Source organism: Microcoleus sp. MOSTC5, from assembly GCF_036701825.1.
GTDB lineage: Bacteria > Cyanobacteriota > Cyanobacteriia > Cyanobacteriales > Microcoleaceae > Microcoleus > Microcoleus asticus.
In genome coordinates, this window is the sequence record NZ_JAUBRK010000031.1 from 59,048 (window position 1) to 77,405 (window position 18,358).

Annotated in this window: 9 protein-coding genes; 4 read left to right on the forward strand and 5 right to left on the reverse strand. The window is 47.5% G+C overall.

The window, feature by feature from the left end:
• Nucleotides 1-479 precede the first annotated feature (479 nt).
• Both QUA54_RS18270 and QUA54_RS18275 read right to left on the reverse strand, forming a co-directional pair.
• Nucleotides 480-887 carry a hypothetical protein gene (locus QUA54_RS18270; protein WP_333415723.1) on the reverse strand — a complete coding sequence of 136 codons (408 nt, stop codon included), beginning with the start codon at nucleotides 885-887 and terminating at the stop codon, nucleotides 480-482.
• A 359-nt stretch (nucleotides 888-1,246) separates the two neighbouring features.
• Complete coding sequence (locus tag QUA54_RS18275) at nucleotides 1,247-2,734, reverse strand: hypothetical protein (RefSeq protein ID WP_333415724.1); 1,488 nt, start codon at nucleotides 2,732-2,734, stop codon at nucleotides 1,247-1,249.
• Nucleotides 2,735-2,808: 74 nt separating this feature from the next.
• On the opposite strand from QUA54_RS18275, the gene QUA54_RS18280 reads away from it, so the two are divergent.
• Nucleotides 2,809-4,470: a glycosyltransferase family 39 protein gene (locus tag QUA54_RS18280; protein WP_333415725.1), complete on the forward strand. Its 1,662-nt coding sequence runs from the start codon at nucleotides 2,809-2,811 to the stop codon at nucleotides 4,468-4,470.
• A 130-nt stretch (nucleotides 4,471-4,600) separates the two neighbouring features.
• Here the strand turns inward: QUA54_RS18280 and QUA54_RS18285 are convergent, their stop codons facing one another.
• Nucleotides 4,601-9,085: a response regulator gene (locus QUA54_RS18285; protein WP_333415726.1), complete on the reverse strand. Its 4,485-nt coding sequence runs from the start codon at nucleotides 9,083-9,085 to the stop codon at nucleotides 4,601-4,603.
• 886 nt (nucleotides 9,086-9,971) lie between these two features.
• A complete protein-coding gene (locus tag QUA54_RS18290) occupies nucleotides 9,972-13,070 on the reverse strand; it encodes an MFS transporter (protein ID WP_333415727.1) in 3,099 nt (1,032 codons plus the stop codon).
• A 399-nt stretch (nucleotides 13,071-13,469) separates the two neighbouring features.
• On the opposite strand from QUA54_RS18290, the gene QUA54_RS18295 reads away from it, so the two are divergent.
• The gene (locus QUA54_RS18295) at nucleotides 13,470-14,855 is read left to right on the forward strand and encodes a 2-polyprenyl-6-methoxyphenol hydroxylase-like oxidoreductase (RefSeq protein ID WP_333415728.1); all 1,386 of its coding nucleotides are present in this window, start codon (nucleotides 13,470-13,472) and stop codon (nucleotides 14,853-14,855) included.
• A 385-nt stretch (nucleotides 14,856-15,240) separates the two neighbouring features.
• Here QUA54_RS18295 and QUA54_RS18300 read toward each other — a convergent pair whose 3' ends face one another.
• Complete coding sequence (locus tag QUA54_RS18300) at nucleotides 15,241-16,125, reverse strand: lysophospholipid acyltransferase family protein (protein WP_333415729.1); 885 nt, start codon at nucleotides 16,123-16,125, stop codon at nucleotides 15,241-15,243.
• A gap of 727 nt (nucleotides 16,126-16,852) precedes the next feature.
• On the opposite strand from QUA54_RS18300, the gene QUA54_RS18305 reads away from it, so the two are divergent.
• Nucleotides 16,853-17,002, forward strand: coding sequence for a hypothetical protein (locus QUA54_RS18305; protein ID WP_333415730.1), 150 nt, complete (start codon nucleotides 16,853-16,855; stop codon nucleotides 17,000-17,002).
• 379 nt (nucleotides 17,003-17,381) lie between these two features.
• On the forward strand, nucleotides 17,382-18,308 hold the full coding sequence (locus QUA54_RS18310; RefSeq protein ID WP_333415731.1) for an SH3 domain-containing protein: 927 nt from the start codon (nucleotides 17,382-17,384) through the stop codon (nucleotides 18,306-18,308).
• Nucleotides 18,309-18,358: the final 50 nt, after the last annotated feature.

Genomic DNA, 18,358 nt, shown 5'->3' on the forward strand with positions numbered 1-18,358 from the left:
TTTCAGGCATTACGAAATTGTGTAGGTAATTTCTCCTTCAATCCCTTTAAATTATATTTAGTAGTTTTCATTTGAATGTGAAATTTTAGGTATAGGCACAGGGTAGTAAGGTACTCATACCTGTATTTCCTGCGAATAAAAACTTAATTATGTACATTTTGAAGAACTATATATGCTTGGAAGCTGCTAGATTTTTGATACACCAAAATACTGATTAGAAGTGGGTTTGGTCGCATTTTTTACTAACAGTCTAAACTGTCTGATATTAAGTGCCATTTAATCGCTGGCAATCAAGTTATTTGTGCGCTGGCGCGGACAGTTTGAGGACTGCCATCGTCACTACAAACGTGATTAGAATTATTCAGCGGGAGTTCATATGATTGATTGCAGGCTGAGTCAGATCGAATCGTTGATTTCGATCGCGCCTGTCTCCCCTAATTACAATTGCATTCAGACCAGTCCCCCTCAATTGCATCACTCTACTTATTACCAAATAGTCGATCGCGCCCGATACAGTTGCCGAGTGTGTCGCGATCTCGATCGCCATAACACGAACCAAGTCCCCTGTTTTTACTCAGAGAACTATGCGATTTTGGCAATTGACTTTTGTATCGTTCGAGGTAATCTGAACTGAGGATAACAAAGCCTAATTGCAGTTGGTTCGAGCTGCCCTCAGAAGTTGTGCGAACTTTGTCAATCTCTCTAAGGATAGAGGCATATTTTTGAAGTGCCGAGGTATTTTTCTCGATGCAGTCCGATTCCCCAGTCCAAATTCTGGAAACAAAATATCCACCTTCATTGATGCTGGAGTCCTTGACTACAAAGCTTTTGGATGGGGGATTTGCGTATTCCGAGGCGCGAGTCGTTTCCCTTAAAGAAGTCAACATATTCTGTCCTCCAAAAGTGTGTTTAGCGGTAGATACAGCCTTGGAGTCAGAGCTTCTGAAACTGCCAGCGACCTTGTTTATTTCGCCCATTCTTATTTTACCTATCTATCAGTTTGCCCTATTTCTGCGGCACTGCCATCCGCGATCGCACGGAATTTATATTCTGCGTGTTTTCCCTTACTTCCGGCAAGCCAGCAATTACATATCGATCCTATATCCTATCGGTGATACCACTTTCAAAAAAGAATCCAACTGTAGGCCCGTGCTTCAAACCTCAATAGTCTTCAGTCATTCCCATTCTTTCATCTAAAATCTAAAAGGGTATGACAGTTAGTCGATCGACCGCGAAACTGCACCGCTCAAGATTCTGTGGAAGATGGCGGTTTTTTCCCTGCATTGCGAATATTAATAATCTTGTTCAGCGCCTCAAACCAAAAAGCAGCGCCCATAGAAATAGCTAGGCCGCTCAATATCCAACCAAACAATTTTGCCATCAAAGCAGGCCACAATAAATTCCCCTTGGCATCTCGTTCTAAGCTGTTCTGTTCGCTCCATCCAAAAGGCAGAGCTACCTGATCCAAAGCTCGATCGACATCCTGTTGAACTTTTGTCAGACTGGTTAAATTATTTGATTTAGTCTTAGCATTGTTTGTCACCAACTGCTGAGCGTACAAATTAACAGTCGATCGCAACATCGAATCCTTCGACAACCGATTAATAATATGAATGCTATCAGCATTAGCAGCGACAGCGATCGCAGTTCCGAGCAAAATCGCTACCCCTCTGGCATTCCGCTTGTAAACGCCAGAAGCGCGCTCCATCGATTGGTCAAACCAAATTTCAATTTCTTTCTGAAACCGCTGCAACTGCTCTTGAGTATCTCCGCCGCCTTTTTCAGCCCGCTGCGCTAAAATATAAAGGCTGCGTTTCAAAGATTCTGGCATACTGTCCAAGGTTTCTTCAATTTGTTGATAAATCGGACTCTCCTCTTTTATCTCCATAATTTCTGCTACCGTAGCTTGACTTTTTTTAACAGTATTTAACAGATTGCTGAAACTCGGTTGCAGTTGCCCTAGCAAGGCAACCCGCTCAATTGGGCTGTCAAAACGAGCCTTCACAATTGCCATCTGCCTCTGAAATCCTCTCCCTCCCAGCTCGGTTTCTGGTAGATAAACCTGAGAATCCTTAATATAAAATCCTAGCTTTTCCGACATTCGATCTAAGCTGTTGTTCAAACTTCCTAAATTATTGTGATAATCTTCAACAACTCGATTAAACTCCGCCGTCAGCCACCCAAATTCTTGATCGATAATCGGTTTAGTAGAATCCGGCAAGTTCAAATTTGCTCCAATCAGTTTAATTTGTGCCAACTGTAAATTTTTAAATCTTTCCAATCTGGTTTTAGAGATAGATCCGATCAAACTTGAAACCTTTAAAGTATCCAAAAGGCTAGCAGAAAAACACTCGGCTGGAATATAAGAAGGCCCACTGGATTTATTGCCGAAAACATTTTTAGTACCCGTAACTGCGTGGTAAAAATCCCCCATGCGGTGCGTAACAGAGCGGAATCCCTCTGATAAAAGCCCCTTCGCTCCCTGATTCAAATCCTTGATAATCGGATTGGCGTAAATCGAATGGGCTAACTGTCCGACTCGCTTAGATTGCAGGGGCTCTTTCGCACCTTCGTTGCCGCCAGAAATCAGCACTTCGATCGATTTCTTTAAATGTTCCGCCCGCCACTGCAAAACAGTAGCAATCAGTTCCTGAATTTCCGAAGCTAGCAAGCTTAAAGTCAGGTAGATAAAGACTAAGCCAATGATAATATCTATAATTACAGGCAAGTTCATGGTATTTTCCTAGTCGCAAATAACTGCTGTCTAAGTTTACCTTCAGTTTGGGACGCTCAAAACTCTCTTAACTTATGTCAGAAATCTTTCCATTCCTAGGCCGCAAACCGAAAAATCGCTGGAATGACAGCTTTACAGACAAAGTGTGGATGCTGGCTTTTCTGTTGGCTGCGGTGCTGATTTTCGGGCTGAATCTGGGCGGAGTGGCGTTGCGGGATTGGGATGAAGGCATTGCAGCGCAGGTAAGCCGCGAAATTTGGCGGGGCAACTTAAATTGGCTGTATCCGACGATCGACTCTATGCCTTATTTCAACAAACCGCCGCTGGTACACTGGCTGATCGGGCTGTGTTTTGCAGCAGGCGGCGTCAGCGAATTCACGGCGAGGTTGGTACCGGCGATGCTGACGGCGGCTTCTGTGCCCTTGCTTTACGCCATTGGCAGGGAGTTGTTTCCCAGACGGTCGATCGCCATTTTTTCTGCCCTCGTTTATCTGACGCTGTTACCGGTGGTGCGGCACGGACGTTTGGCGATGTTGGATGGGGCGGTTTTGTGTTTTTTGCTGGGGGCGATGTGGTGTTTGCTACGATCGCGCCGCGACTTGCGCTACGCTTTGGGGGCGGGGATTGGGTTCGGACTCATTTGCCTGACTAAGGGCGTCATGTTGGGGCTGCTGTTGGCTGCTGTTGGCTGTATTTTTTTGGTTTGGGATACCCCGCGACTCCTCACTTCTGGGTATCTTTGGGGCGGATTGGCGATCGGAACTTTCCCAGTAGCTGCTTGGTATTTTGCCCAATGGCTGCACTACGGCCAATATTTCATCAACACTAATTTAGTTAACGAATCTTTCCGGCGCATTTCGGAACCTGTGAGCAGTCACAAAGGCCCGCCCTGGTATTATCTTTTAGAAATTTTAAAATTAGCTTGGCCGTGGCAGTTATTTTGGCTACAAGGGCTGTTTTGGAGTTGGGAAAATCGCAATTTTCCCGGGCCAAAATTAGTATTGGTTTGGACTGGAGTATATGTGCTGGCTATTTCTGTTATGAATACTAAATTGCCTTGGTATGTTTTGCCAGTTTATCCAGCTTTTGCTCTAGCCGTTGGCAGCTATCTCGCTGAAGTTTGGGAGCAACTGTCGGTGCCGCCAGAGCCAGTCAAAGAGGAAGCAGAAGAACATTTTGATGCTATTTCTTTGTTGCCTCATCCCGCGATTTTCGCAGTGCTGGCTATAGTTGGTTTTGTCGGCTGCATTTACTTCAGTGGCTTAGTGCAAATTGGGAAATACATTGTGCCGAGCGAGCGAGATTTGCAGTTAATGCTGGTATTTGTAGCTTTGACAATGACACTGGCGGCCGTGTTGCTGCACCGCAAAGATCGGCAGTTTATATTAGTTTTAATTTGGGGAACTTACCTGACGCTTTTGGTATTGGTCGCTTCAGATAACTGGGTTTGGGAACTGGCGGAGGATTATCCGGTTAAGCCGATCGCCGAAATTGTCCGCACAGGAACTCCGGCCGGTCAACAGGTGTTTACTTCTCACCGCTTGGGCCGTCCATCGCTGAATTTTTACAGTCAACGCCAAGTTATTGTCGCCGACGCGCCGACTCTCAAACAGAAATGGCAATCTCTTCCTCAACCTTATTTCCTGTTAGAAAAACCAGTTTTAAAACATTTAGGTTTGCAGAATGCTGAGATTGTCAAAACAGCGGACGATTGGGTTTTGGTAACTAAAAAGTAAGTTAATAGTGAACAGTCCCCTCCTTAGCGTGGGTGAGATAACTTTCCATTGTCTAATATTGCTTCAGATTGCCAGCCTTACCCGGAGCGGCATCGAATTTACGATCGCTCAATCGGACACAATCTAACCGCTAACAATCAACAGACTGCCTTTCTATTTTCAACGCTGTTTCGACTCTTTGATACTCGGCCTCAACCTGTTCTAAAAGCGCGCAGGCCGGATCGGGTAAAGGCTGGTTCACGTTTGTCCCGATGCGGCCCATGATTTCGAGTTCCTCGCACAGCTCAAACAAGCGAAAAGCACCGAGAGTACCGCTGATCGACTTTAAAGAGTGAGCCGATCGCCGCAAAGCCAGCGGATCGGCGTTGCCCAGGGCCATAGAGATGCCTCGCAGCAGTTCCGGAGCTGTTTCGAGGTAAATCTCGATCGCCTCGTCCAAAGCTTCGACTTCTCGCAGTCCCTGTATAATCTTGGGACTCAGGGAATTCTGGCTTTCTGACAAAGCCCGATCGAGATTTGATGCACCACCATTGACGACTGCCGGCGAATTGGGAATTGTCAGTTGTGGATTTCCCGCAAAAGCCACATTCGATCGCACTTGTAATTCACTCGTTCCTTCGATCTGTTCCGCCGGAGCATCAAAACAAACGATCGGCTGCGGGCGATCGAATGCGGAGTTTGATTGGGATTTACACGCAATCAAAGCTCGCACCAACTGCTCAATTGCGATCGGCTTGCTCAAATAGTCGTCCATCCCCGCAGCCATACACTCTTCGCGATCGCCCTGCATCGCATTTGCCGTCATCGCCACAATCCAAGGCCTCGTCGATTTTCGACTTTCGATTTTCGATTTTCGATTGTTAGATTCCTCGTCAGTCAATTTGGGATTTTGGATTCTGGATTTTCCATTATTAGATTGCTCATCAGTTGCGGAAACTTCTGATTCTCCCGTGTCATTTTCTAAAGTTAAATCTGCTGAAAATTGCTCGCGGATGCGGCGGGTAGTTTCCAGTCCGTCCATTTCCGGCATTTGCACGTCCATCAACACCACATCGTAAGGCTGGCGGCACAAAGCTTCGAGCACTTCGATACCGTTTCCCGCCACATCCGCGCGATACCCCATCCGCTGCAAAATTTGCAAAGCCACCTTCTGATTCACCAAATGATCGTCAGCCAACAGAATCCGCAGGGGTAAGTTCTCTGCCAGCACGGGTATACTTTGCAAGAAAGGCCCGCTGCTGCGCTGCCCTCTAAATTCAGGTGTCTGTTCTCCAAAAATATTGATTAAAACATTGTAAAGCTGAGATTGTTTGATCGGTTTATTCAAAAAAGCAGCAAAATCTACCTCAATAGCAGGGGTGTTAATGTCTTGCCTGCCGATCGAAGTTAGCATGACTAACGGCAACTTTTCGCAATCAGGATACCGGCGAATTTGCGCTGCTAAAGTCAACCCGTCCATTTCCGGCAATTGCATATCCAAAACTGCCAAGTCAAACTCCTCTTTAGCAGCCAGCCAATCTAAAGCCAAACGAGCCGAAGATGAAGCCCTAGCCACCATTCCCCAAGACTGAGCTTGGAGAGTCAAAATTCTGCGGTTGGTAGCATTGTCATCGACAATTAACACTCGCTTGCCAGCTAATTCAGGTTGAGAATTGCTCAAGTTAACTGGCAAGGAACTGTTGCAGCCAGAAACGATCGTGCTGAAATAAAAAGTAGAGCCAACGGATGTGGTATTTTGGCCGATCGGCTTATTGCTGAGTACCGATTTGCTATAGCAATATTTTTCGGCAATTTCGCAAGATTCTCCCCATCCCAAATCAAAAACTGCCGATCTAAAATCTGCGGGAGGATTGCCCGCCAGACTACCCATACTTTCCACCCACATCCTGCCGCCCATCATTTCGGCCAAACGCTTGCTAATTGCCAAACCCAATCCGGTACCGCCGTACTGGCGGCTCGTTGAAGAATCAACCTGGCTGAAGGATTTAAATAGCCGATCCATGCGATCGCTCGGAATGCCGATACCTGTATCTTTGACCGCAAATTGTATTTCGTATGCTTGGTTAATTGTTAGCGGTTCGCCATTAATTGCTGGCGGTTCTTTAACGTTGGCTGCCGGCACTGAAATCTTTTTTGCAGTCACCGAAACCACCACTTCTCCAGCTTGGGTAAATTTAACAGCATTGCTGAGCAAGTTGATTAAAATTTGCCTCAAGCGGGTGCTGTCGCCGATCGCCGTTGCTGGTACTGCACGATCGATCAAGTAACCCACTTCCAGTTTTTTTTGTGCCGCCTTGGCAGCTACCAAGTCTAGAGATTCCTCAATGCAAGTGCGGATGTCAAACGGATGTTCCTCCAAGTCCAATTTGCCCGACTCAATTTTCGAGAAATCTAGAATATCGTTGATTAGCGTCAGCAAGGCATCGCCGCTGCTGCGGATAGTTTCTACAAAATCGCGCTGTTCGCGAGTTAACCGGGTATCCAACAGCAAACCGGTCATGCCGATGACTCCATTCATCGGAGTGCGAATTTCGTGGCTCATGGTGGCTAAAAATTCGCTTTTGGCTCTAGTAGCCGCCAGTGCTTGATCGCGAGCTTTTGCCAAATCTACGTCTGTTTGCTGGCGTTCGAGTTCGCTTCCCACCCACTGAGCCATCAGTTTCATCAACTCTCTGTCTACAACTCGGAACGGTTCTGTCACAGGAGTTGGAGAAAAGAAGCACAGAGTGCCGTAAACTTCACCTGCCACCGTGACGGGAATGCCCATGTAAGCTTCGATTTTGAAGGCTGGAGCCTCCGTGTTGAAGGACAAACCCGAAAATCTCACCGACTCAAAGTAAATCGGTTCTTTTGCCATTGCCGTAGCCACGCAGAAAGTTTTTTCCAAATCATAGATTTGTTCTTTGACGATCGACCCGTCCGGACACTCAACAGCCATTATTTGATAGTTGTCGCCTTGAATGGAGGACAAAATTCCCACGGACAGACCTAACTGCCGGCATCCCATTGCCAGCAGTTCTTGGAGGCGCAAATCAAAGGTTGAGAGGTGGTTGAGGGGGTCTGTACGGGGAGCCGAAGTCACTTGGTACAAAGCTTTAATTGCAGCTTCGCTTTCTCGGAGTTCTTGTTCTGTTTGCTTGCGCACGGTGATGTCGCGGGAAATGCCGATAATTTCTTGCACTTCGCCGGTTTGGGGATCGCTGATCGTGCGGCCGGTGGTTTCAAACCAAATGTATTTGCCGTCTTGGCGGCGGATGCGGTAGCTGACGGTGTAAGTAACAGGGAGCGCCAGCACTTTCCAGTGAGCTTTGGCGATGATTTCTAAATCGTCGGGGTGGAAATAATCGTTGGGGACACGGCCGATGAGTTCGGAAGGTTCGTATCCCAGCAAAGCGCGGCTGGCGGGCGAGACGTAAACAAACACGCCTTTGGGGTCGTGTCTGGTGATCATATCGGTTGAGTTCTCTGCCATCAACCGATAGCGGCCTTCGATTTCTAAGCGTTCGACTTGAGAATTGGTCAATGCTTCTAGCATTCGGTTGATGGTGTCGGCTAAGCTTGCGAGTTCATCTCCTCCGCCCATTTCAACGCGCAAGTCTGGGTCGCCGTTGGCTGCGATGTTGCTGACGCTGGTACTCAAGGAAGCCAATCTCGCCAAGACTAATTTTTCTAGCAACAGCAGAGCGATCGCGCTAAATATTAAACCTACTGCCAGTATTGATAAGGTAAACAGCTCCAAGGTAGCCTGACCTTGGCGGTAGATGATGCGCTCTGCCTCTACTCGCAGCAGCAGCGCTAGGTTGCCGTGGATGTCGCGAATCAGGGCGTATCCTGCGACTAAGCTGTCGCTGAGCGGCTCGACTAAAATTTCTACCGATTTGAGGTGGGAAATTTTTAGTTTGAGATTTTCCAACTCTTGCCTAGATCGAGCCATCGCCTTGGCGCCGTGTCCGGAGTAGTTCGTGGCTCCCACTTTAAAATCTAAACTCGGCAATCTAAAATCCACTGACAAGTGAGTCAGTTCTGAAAGTAAACCGATTTCGCTGCTGTCGAGGTAGCGTCCCAGGATCAGCGTCCCGCGCGGTGGCCCTTGGGCGTTGCTGTTGAAGATCGGCTTTGAAGAAATCAGCAGCGTGGCTTCTGGGAGGGTGAGGACGCCTGTTTTGGCGGGGCCGCCAGAACCTGTCGAGTAGTCTAGCACCGCGTCCGTCAAGTGCTGTTTTAAGCTTTCGGGAATCGGGATTTGGGTTTTGGATTTCAGGTCGAAACCTTTGCTGAAGATCGTCTGACCGTTGGAGTCCAGCAGCACCAACAAGTTTAGTCTCAAGTAAACAAATGTCGAATCGACGAAATTTGACTTGACAAAATCCTCGTTACGTGTTTCGACGAAAGAGTAAGTATCGTCCCAATCGGCGTAATCTTGGGCGCTGGTGTTTAAATTCGACAAGTCGTCATCTAATGCGTCCAAAGCCCGTGCGACATCCTGGCGGACGTACTGTGCCTCCAGGTTGTGAAAATCGTGCAGCAAAATACTTGATGCAGTGGCATAGAGAACCAGAATCAGGCTGATCAGCGCTGCACCGATGATTAATAGTGTCTTTTTTCGGAGTTGCATGGCGTCGCCCTCCTCACGGTGCTACTAGGCAACTAGCCAGGAGAGGTTTGAGACTTAGGTTGTTTAGCATTGGCGATCGCAGGGCCTGCGTGTTTTGACTGTTGTGGGCTGACTTGGCAAAGCCCTTGGTATTTCCAAGGTATCCGGTATGTTGCCCCCCACAGTCAGTGTAGTATTTTCACAGCTTTAGTTCCCTATTATGCACAACCTATGAGCTACCAGTTATGATCTGATGACCTACAAGTTGTGACCTGACGATCGGCATTTTCAAAATAAACGAGCGATCGAACTTAAAAAAGTTCGCGTTTGATACTGACGCAGCGAGGGCGGCGGGCGGTTGGGAGAACAGGCGTGCTGGGTTGAGAACCCTAACTATTACTATACCTAAAAAATATTGAGGAGAGAGCGGACTGACGCGTCTAGTTTGGCCCGCAAAAAGGTTCTGATTCCAGGAGCTTTTTTGATTTTTGTCGTTCTCTAGCAATCCTTGCAGGAGTTGTGGAATGGGTCGAAAAGCCAATTTAGCGTCGAAGCCTAAACCAAGTTCATAACTGACCAAAAAATTGCTCTAGCAGAGGTAATTAATATCCGCAGACTTTCCGTTTACATCCGAAAAAAATAAAAAATCCAAAAATTCAAAAATTATGCTTTTCATTTTTCAATTTTAAATAAATCAAAACTGCTAATTAAGATGTATCAATTCACAGTTTGCACCATCCTCAAAAAACAGCTAGAAGCGGATTTGCCGATAACATTATACACTACCAACAACTTAAATAAACCCGTTCCCACTTCCCGATAAAATCATTTACTAACATTAGTGCCTGATATCAGTAGAAACTCACATCAGGCACTATCTGCAATCCGATCGCAACTTGAGTCTTTTTTATCGGATGACGGCTAAAGCACCGGCGCCTGCGGAGGCGACTGCCGAGGAAAGAGCGGTGAAAAACAGCCACCAAGAGGCAACTTCTGCTGCTTTCCGGGTTTCTTCTGCTTGTTTTTCGGCTTGTAATTTGATGCTTTCGAGGCGAAGCTGCGCTTCTTGCTGCAAGCGTTCTGCTCTTTGCAAGACGCTGTTGCGGCTTCTTTCAATTTGATCGATCAAGCGGTTGGCATCTGCTTCGGAAATGTCCTCCCGAGAACTAATTAGTGCTACTAAAGTATCGCGGTTGAAGTGACCCAGCCGATCGCGCAAAGCGTCAAATCCGGCTTGCGGGTCGTCAAATAACTTCCGCACGTCCCGCGTAATGCCTTCGTAGTTGAGTTCAGGGCGATCGAGCGAATTGAGGTAATCCCGAACTTTTCCGAGAATCCCGTCAATTACCGACTGAATACCCTCCTGTATTTTCTGAATTTGGAGTTGGAACTCGTCACGTACCGACAAAATTCCATCGACAATGCGAGTGGCTTCTGCTTCCGAAATATCCGGCCGCTGAGACAGCAGAGAAACAACTGTAGCTCGATCGAGGTGTGACAAGCGCTCGCCCAAACTGTAAGCGCCGACTTTCGGGTCATGCAGCAGCAGTTGCAAGTCGCGCTTGATGGCTTCGGGATTTAATTCATCCTTGCCCGTATTGCGCAAATAATCTTCTAAAACACTCTGGAAATCGTGCACTTGGCTTTGCATCCGCTTTGCCAAACGGCGCGGCGCTTTCACAATCGAGCCGAGAGTTTCCTGCACTTGGTCGATAACTTGATTGACTTGTTCCTCACTCAAATCTTGTCTCTGAGAAAGCAGTTTTACCAAAGTATCGCGATCGACTTGAGACAGGCGACCGCGCAGCGCTAAAGCTCCTTCTTTGGGATTTTCCAGCAGTTTTGTCAAATCCCGCTTAATCCCTTCAGGATTGAGTTCTGATTTGCCAGTATTGCGCAGGTAATCTGCAAGGGCGGTGGTGGTATTGTCGTACTGATCCTTAGCTTTTTCGGCCAATTTTTGCGGCGCGTGCAGCGCGCTGTGCCAAGTTTCTTCGGCGCTGTCGAGAAGCTGATTTACTTGGTCTTCGCTGAGGTCTTTCCGCTGAGATAGCAATTTTACCAAACTTTCGCGATCGAACCTAGAAGCTCTAGCTCTCAGCGCCCACATTCCCGCTTCCGGGTTGTCCAGCAGCGTTTTGAAATCGCGCTTGATGCCTTCGGGATTGAGTTCTTCTTTGCCCGTAGACTTCAAGTATTCTTGCACTCTTTGCCACTGGTTGTCTAGTCGAACTTGCGCTGCTTCTTGGACACCTTTAGCATCTGCTAAAACTACATCTCGCGTCCTTTCCAACTCTTGAACAATCTGTTCTACTTCCTGAAATCCGAAGTTTTCGCGACCTCTGAGAATTTGCACGAAACTGTCGCGGGTGTAAGGAGAAAGCCGATCGCGCAACTGTTCGTAAGTAGCGTCGGAATCCTCTAATATTTTTTTGAAAGCGCTCCCGATACCTGCTGCGGTGAGTTCCTCTTTCGGCGTCAGCTTCAAATAAGTTTCCAGCCGCCACTGCAAATCGCGAGCTTTTTCTTGCTCCTCGGCAAAGATCGCGGTTTGTAAAACTCGCTGTCTAATTGCTTCTAATTCCTGGGAAATTTCTTTTATTTTGTCTTGGGTAAAAACCCCTCGGCTCGCCAGAATTTCCGCAAAATTCGCCTGTTTTAGTTTTTCTAATTCGCGGCGCACAGTTCCTGGATCGGCCGTAGGATCGTAGAGCACGTCACGAAATTCGCGCTCGATCGCTTGGGGGTTCATCTGCCACGAATAAGTATTGAGCAAGTAGTTTTCTACGTCGGCGCGAATAGGGCTGTAAGTTTCGGGTTCGCCTTTGACTTGAGCGGTAATTTTATCAGTTTGCTGAGTAACTTTGTCTTTAGCTGCTTTGAGCTGACCGACTACTTTTTCAACATCTAAGTCTGAAATATCCGTGCGACCCAATACTATTCCCATTAAAGCATTGACTGCCATTGTCGTTGCTTGGGACATCATGGTCGGGCTTTGTCCGGAATTTTGACCGCCCAGATTGCCGAGGACTTTTTCTACCCTACTTGCCAATGTATCTGAGACCAAATCTCCCGATTTTGCAGATTTGAGATAGTCTACTAATTGGGCGATACCGTCTGATGGCTGCCCTTGTTTTCCTACTTGTTTCCAAGCATCTTGGAGTTGGTCTACAATGCGGTTTACGTCGCGTTTTGATAAGTCCGATCGCGAACTTACTAAATCTACGAGAGTTTGCCGATCGAGATTAGGCAAATTTTCGCCAGCGATTGCTTTGAGTTGGGGATCGTTGAGCAATTTTTCAAATTCGCTGCGCATCCCTTTGATGTCTAATTCCGGCGGTTTGAGGCTTTGGATGTAGTCTTCGACGTTTTCGCGCAAGCTTGTGGGGTCGATCGCGCTACCCAGTTCGTGACCCACTGCTGCTGCTGCTGCTTTGGCTGTGGCGACGACTTGGTTGCTAGCTGCTTTTGCGCCGATGGCCGAGGCTGCGGTGCCGACAATGGCTTGAAAGCCTGATGTCGCGGTGTTGACGACGGAACCGATCAGGGAACCGACGGTAGTGGAGCTCACCCAGACGAGCATTGAGAAATAGGCGGCCCAGACGACTAAACCGACGATCGCACCTAAACCGGGACTGCTAATCAAGCTCAGCTTAACTGCCAGCAAGCAAGCGAAAAATAAAGCGACGGTGACGGTGATTAGCGTCCAAGTGCCTACTTTTCTGCCGATGTGGCGGACTGGGGAGCTGCCGCTATCCGAGCGGTTGCCGTCGTCATGGGATTGTCCCATGTAGGAAAGGCCTGCAGCTACTGATAAATTTGTTAGCAAGAGTTGGAAAGCGCAGGCGAGCACGACTCCAGCTATCAAGGCGATAAAAAATTGCGGCCCGGAATAGAGGAGTGCTGCGTCTTCTGCTGTGTTTGTAGTAGTCTGCTCTACTGGCACTTGGGCCAGCCAGAATCCGATGTTATACAGTTGTGGATTTATTGGCAAATTTTGATACATAGTATATTCCTCGTTAAGGGGTGGGTGCGCGCGATCGTTGGCGCGAGTTAACTAATGTATAGTTTTAGACTCATGCCCCCAATGGCAAGCATCGCCTTATTGACGAGCTAAAGCATCCCCCTACAGTTGGAAGTGTAGAAATATGTCTGCGGCCGGCTGTCTATTTAGGGATATTTGTGATATGTAAGTTGGCAGTTGTTAAATTGTTAGTTCTAAGTTATCAGTAAAGCGCGCTGCGGCGCATCCGAGATAGATGGTAGTAATGGTAAATCGGATTAAAATAATTGCAGAGGAAAATCTTTGGTAGAGCGATATTAAGAGTCGCCACAGAAGCCCAGACAAATTGTTCGCAATTCATCTACCAAGGCCATAGCAAATTAGCTTTCAAGGAATTCGATAGTGCAGCGAGAAAGTCATGCAATTATTATTGGCGGCAGTTTAGCAGGACTGTTGGCTTCTAGAGTATTATCAAAACACTTCGACCGAGTAAGTATTGTTGAACGAGATTTTTTCCCAGAAAAACCCGCACCTCGCCCCGGGATTCCTCAATCCTGTCACCTTCACATCCTTTTAAATCGGGGGAAAATCATCCTAGAAGAGTTTTTTCCCGGCTTGGAAAACGAACTGGTAGCTGCTGGTGCTCCTAGTTTAGATCCGAGGTCGATCGGGTGGTTTAGTCCGGCGGGTTGGGCCCCACAATTTAGCCCGGATCTAAATGATTTAATTATGTTCAGTCGGGATTTAGTTGATTGGCAAATTCGCCGCCGCTTGGCTGAAAATACGAACGTGCATTTTCTCCAAGGAGGCACAGTAACGGGACTCCTGACGAATGCCTCGCGCGCGGAGGTTACTGGGGTGTCGGTGCGTTTTCGCGATCGCCACAACCCGGGTAAAATCCATGCAGAAAATTTGTATGCAGATTTAGTAGTCGATGGAGGCGGCAAAGTTTCCAAAACACCTCAATGGTTGAAAAGTTTGGGCTATGAACCTCCGCAAGAAACCGTTATCAATGCTTTTGTCGGCTATGCAACCCGCATCTATAAATGCAGCGGTAAATTGTCAGACACAGCGCCAGTATTTGTGTCAACTGCACCGCCATTTCGCACCCGTGGCGGTGGAATTTTCCCGATCGAAGGCAATTGCTGGCTGGTGACTCTCGGCGGGGGCGATCGCGATTATCCTCCCGCCGACGAAGCAGGTTTTCTAGAATTTGCCCGCACTCTACCAACCCCGACAATTTATGATGCGATTAAAGACGCAGAAGCAATAACACCTATTTATAGCTATCGAGGTACAGAAAACCGTTTGCGCCACTACGATCTCCTCCCTCGTTACCCTGAAAACTTAATAATTATCGGTCATGCAGTTTGCGCTTTCAACCCGGTTTACGGCCAGGGAATGACCGTTGCTGCACTGGATGCTCAGATGCTAGATGGGTGCCTGCAAAAGCAAAGAGAGCGGTATCCAGAAGGCGATTTAACAGGCTTTGCGCGACAATTTCAACAAAAACTAGCAAAATTACACACTATTCCTTGGACGTTTGCCATCAGTCAGGATTCCCGCTATCGCGGAAGTACGGGTGCAAAACTAAACCTTGCTACGCGGCTGACAATTGATTACATGGATCTAGTGTTAAAAGTCCTGGTCGGAGATGCTAAAGTTTGTCAAGCATTTTTGGAAGTTCTGCACATGATTGAGTCGCCGACTGTACTTTTTCATCCCAGTATTGCGGTTAAGGCGATCGGACAATTAGTCACCGGAAGTCAGAAGGCAGAATTAAAATAAAGAGTTTATACAGAATCAGGTTATTTTTGCCAATTCTATTTTTTCACCCCCCATGAAGGAAGATAAACGCAGATGAAATCCTATTCATCTGCGTTTATTTAACCTGATATTATGTTTCCTCGAACCTGGATGATAAAAAGCGTGACTTTTGCGACTGCGGTTTTCGAGTATTTCACGTCATAAGATGGGTAAAAGCCCATTTTGTACCTAATTGTTGGTTTGTGAAATAAAGTATTAGATTTATTGCAAAAATTGTTTGTAGTCAGGACTTACTCACAGGACTCAAGAAACCGGATTTTTTACCCATATCCCTCGCACTTCACGCTATCTTGTCGGAAAAAAAATCGGTTTCTGCATCCTAGACTAATATAGACTTGTGCAATTCTCACTTACCAGCCAAACAATCTAATTGTTCTTGCATTTGGGCAGTAACTCGCTCGAAACAAGCATCAACATAATCGCGATCGCGCGCCGCCTCCGAACCGTACCTCTCAAATACAATCGGTTCGCACACGCGAGTCCGAATTTGCACGGGTAAAGGTAGGTTTGGCAAAGGCCCAATACTCAATCCCCAAGGCAATCCCAAATACACCGGCAATACTACCGGATCGATGCCAAATAGCCACGGCATCCCCAATTCATGCAATTGCTTTGCTTGTTCGTACAAATCGGCCAAAACTATCAAAGTATCGTGGGCACCGTGGGAGATAATTGGTACAATTGGCACTTCTTCTCGCAATGCTAATTTGATAAATCCCTTGCGTCCCGCAAAGTAGATTCGATCGCGCAAGTGGTGGGGGCGAAAAACATCTTGGGCGCCGCCCGGATAGACGAGAACTGGGGCATTTTTCCGCAAAGCTGCGATCGCCATTTTCGGATGCGCCTTGAGGGCTCCACACTGAACCGCCATGCTAGCAACATCAGGAGAAACTTGCCAAACCGTCGGGTGCATCAATCCGTAGGCCAAGCGTTCGGTTCCGTACCTGCGGAACCATTCGTAGAGGAACATAAACATATCTGGAGCGGCGATTCCCCCGTTGTGAGAACCGACAACGAGCATTTTTCCGCTCGCGGGCACGTGGTGCCAGCCGTCGCTTTGTACGCGAAAATAGTAGCGGTACAGCCATTCCCAGATTGGCAACAAAAGCTGAATGAAGTCGGGATTGCGATCGTCTAAAGATAGACCGTCAAAGGGATAGTTAGAGGATTTTCCGTCTTTTTTGTTAGTAGTTTTTGTCACTGCAAAAATAATATTTAACGCTTTGGTCATTATATAGCAGAAGGAAGAAAGCTTGAGCTATCGAGGAGAGAAGGAAAAAGGGAGCATCTCAGTTTCACTTTTACTCTCTTTGTGTGAGAGCATCGCCGCGAGCGGAATAAAAAAAAATACTAGGATTAAATGCTCCCATTCAGAAGGAATCTAGTGCATTAGTTTCAGAAATTTAAAACATCCTAACCTTCGCTCGCGGTTGCTATATCAATATCATTAAATCATAATCTGTGCAAATATTTGGTTTCTGATTTGAGCCGGCTGATTTTGTTCGGAGGTTTTGTGCAGGTTGTCTATTTTGTTGGCTAAACTGGCCCCCTGTATCTTTATTAAACAGACAGGCGCTCGAACCGCAGCAGGCACAGTAAAGCGTCAGCGAGTAAATACAAAGAAACCATCCAAGTTCCTTACTTAAGAGCCAGAACCAAGGGCACCTGAAGTAGAGGAACTACAAGCCGGCGTTGCGACGACTAGAATCCTTAATGGAAATGTCTCCACAGGAACAAAACTGTTTGGAAACAGCTACAGCAAATGTCCTTGGCCGATCGCGCGGCGGCTTGAGCCACAAAAACCCAACCCGGTCTAAAGCCGATGGGTTTCTGTTTTGCAAGATTGTATCAAATTGACGCCAGCCATCGGGTTAATGCTAGCGATTTGCGGTGTTTGCCGCAATATTAAGTAAGGTGCGATCGACAGTTGAGTTATGCGAGCGAGATCGAAGAACTGTATGTGGCTTGCGACACCCGACTGGGACGATGGGGTCGATCGCACCAATCGTCTCCCACTCAGAATATTGGAGCATCTCAAGCACCATCTCGCTCTCGAAGCTGCCAAGAATTTACCTGAAATGCAGCCAAATATTACTCAACTGCAATAACTGGCAGCTAAATGGTTTAACGAACACCTGACAAGATATTGACGGATAACAAATGACTTGCATTCCTAGTAAACGGCCGCGGATTTAAACAGTTAACTGTTAACTGTTGACTCCTCCACTCTCCCGCTCCCCCACTCTCCCCGCTCTCCCCTCTCGTCTTCTCCCCCTCCCCGGCTCTGCCATAAGAGCAATTTATAGGTGTAGCAGCTTAATTTGTCTTGGCTTAACTCTCAGCAAAAATTAAATTATATAGAAAAAACTTGACTTATACCCATAAAAAATGTTACATAGAGCTTTTTCCTGGAAGACAAATCGATTTTTTTGCTATATTGACCTGCAATAAAGATAATAGTTTTGATGAGATGAGGAGTTGAACGGAATGAAAAACTTGAGTTACTGGAACAAACCCGCTGCATTGCTGGGCGCGATCGCGATCGCAGCCGGAAGTTTGCAAGCGAATGCGATCGGTGTTGCCGCCCCATCAACATCCACTGCCAGTCAGGATGCTGAAAATAGTTCATTTGAAGATAGCGCCACCTTTCAAATAGCCCAAGCTGGCAACATTTGCCGCAAAGTCACTCCCAAAGAAGGTTTGACCGTTCGCCAGAACCCAGACCCCAAATCCCCTAGAGTTGGCGGTGTAGCAATTAACACTCAGGTAACGGTACCCCAAAGCGCTAGTTCAGTTAAAGCCTCCGACGGCCGCCTCTGGATTCAAATTACCGCTCCCGTAAAAGGGTATGTAGCTACCGGATACCCCAACAACGAGGCTAATTTAGGTTCCTGCACGACAGCCAGCACCACAATTAGTCAAACTCCTTCCCCAAGTCCGGCACCGGCACCTGCTGCGACACCAGCACCAGCACCAGCGCCGACACCGCGTCCAAGTCCAAGTCCAAGTCCTGCACCAGCGCCGACACCGGCACCAGCAGCGACACCAGCACCAGCACCAGCACCAGCACCAGCACCAGCACCAGCACCAGCACCAGCACCAGCACCGACACCAGCACCAGCACCAGCACCGGCACCGGCACCGGCACCAGCACCAGCACCGGCACCAGCACCGGGCCCCGTAAGTCTGTGCCGTCAAGTAGAACCTCGCGTAGCGCCAAGGGGTCTAGCTATCCGCACGGAGCCTTCCAAGACTGCTGCGGTTAAAGGTGGCGTACCGGCTAACGGTCAAGTAACGCTTGTACCGAATTTCCAGTTAGTGAAAGATAAGAATGGAGAAGACCGCAATTGGGTTGAGATTTCAGCCCCTGTGGCCGGATTCATCTCAGCGGGAAATTTAATCATGTGCAAGTAAACTTCTGAGTTCGATCGCTCTTTTTAACTAAAAGAGCGATCGACACCGAA

What these genes read in the sequence shown, in the direction of transcription:
- QUA54_RS18280 (WP_333415725.1), top strand. Translation starts at nt 2,809, where the DNA reads ATGTCAGAAATCTTTCCATTCCTAGGCCGCAAACCGAAAAATCGCTGG.
- QUA54_RS18305 (WP_333415730.1), top strand. Translation starts at nt 16,853, where the DNA reads ATGTGGCTTGCGACACCCGACTGGGACGATGGGGTCGATCGCACCAAT.
- QUA54_RS18285 (WP_333415726.1), bottom strand. Translation starts at nt 9,085, where the DNA reads ATGCAACTCCGAAAAAAGACACTATTAATCATCGGTGCAGCGCTGATC.
- QUA54_RS18270 (WP_333415723.1), bottom strand. Translation starts at nt 887, where the DNA reads ATGTTGACTTCTTTAAGGGAAACGACTCGCGCCTCGGAATACGCAAAT.
- QUA54_RS18300 (WP_333415729.1), bottom strand. Translation starts at nt 16,125, where the DNA reads ATGACCAAAGCGTTAAATATTATTTTTGCAGTGACAAAAACTACTAAC.
- QUA54_RS18310 (WP_333415731.1), top strand. Translation starts at nt 17,382, where the DNA reads ATGAAAAACTTGAGTTACTGGAACAAACCCGCTGCATTGCTGGGCGCG.
- QUA54_RS18290 (WP_333415727.1), bottom strand. Translation starts at nt 13,070, where the DNA reads ATGTATCAAAATTTGCCAATAAATCCACAACTGTATAACATCGGATTC.
- QUA54_RS18275 (WP_333415724.1), bottom strand. Translation starts at nt 2,734, where the DNA reads ATGAACTTGCCTGTAATTATAGATATTATCATTGGCTTAGTCTTTATC.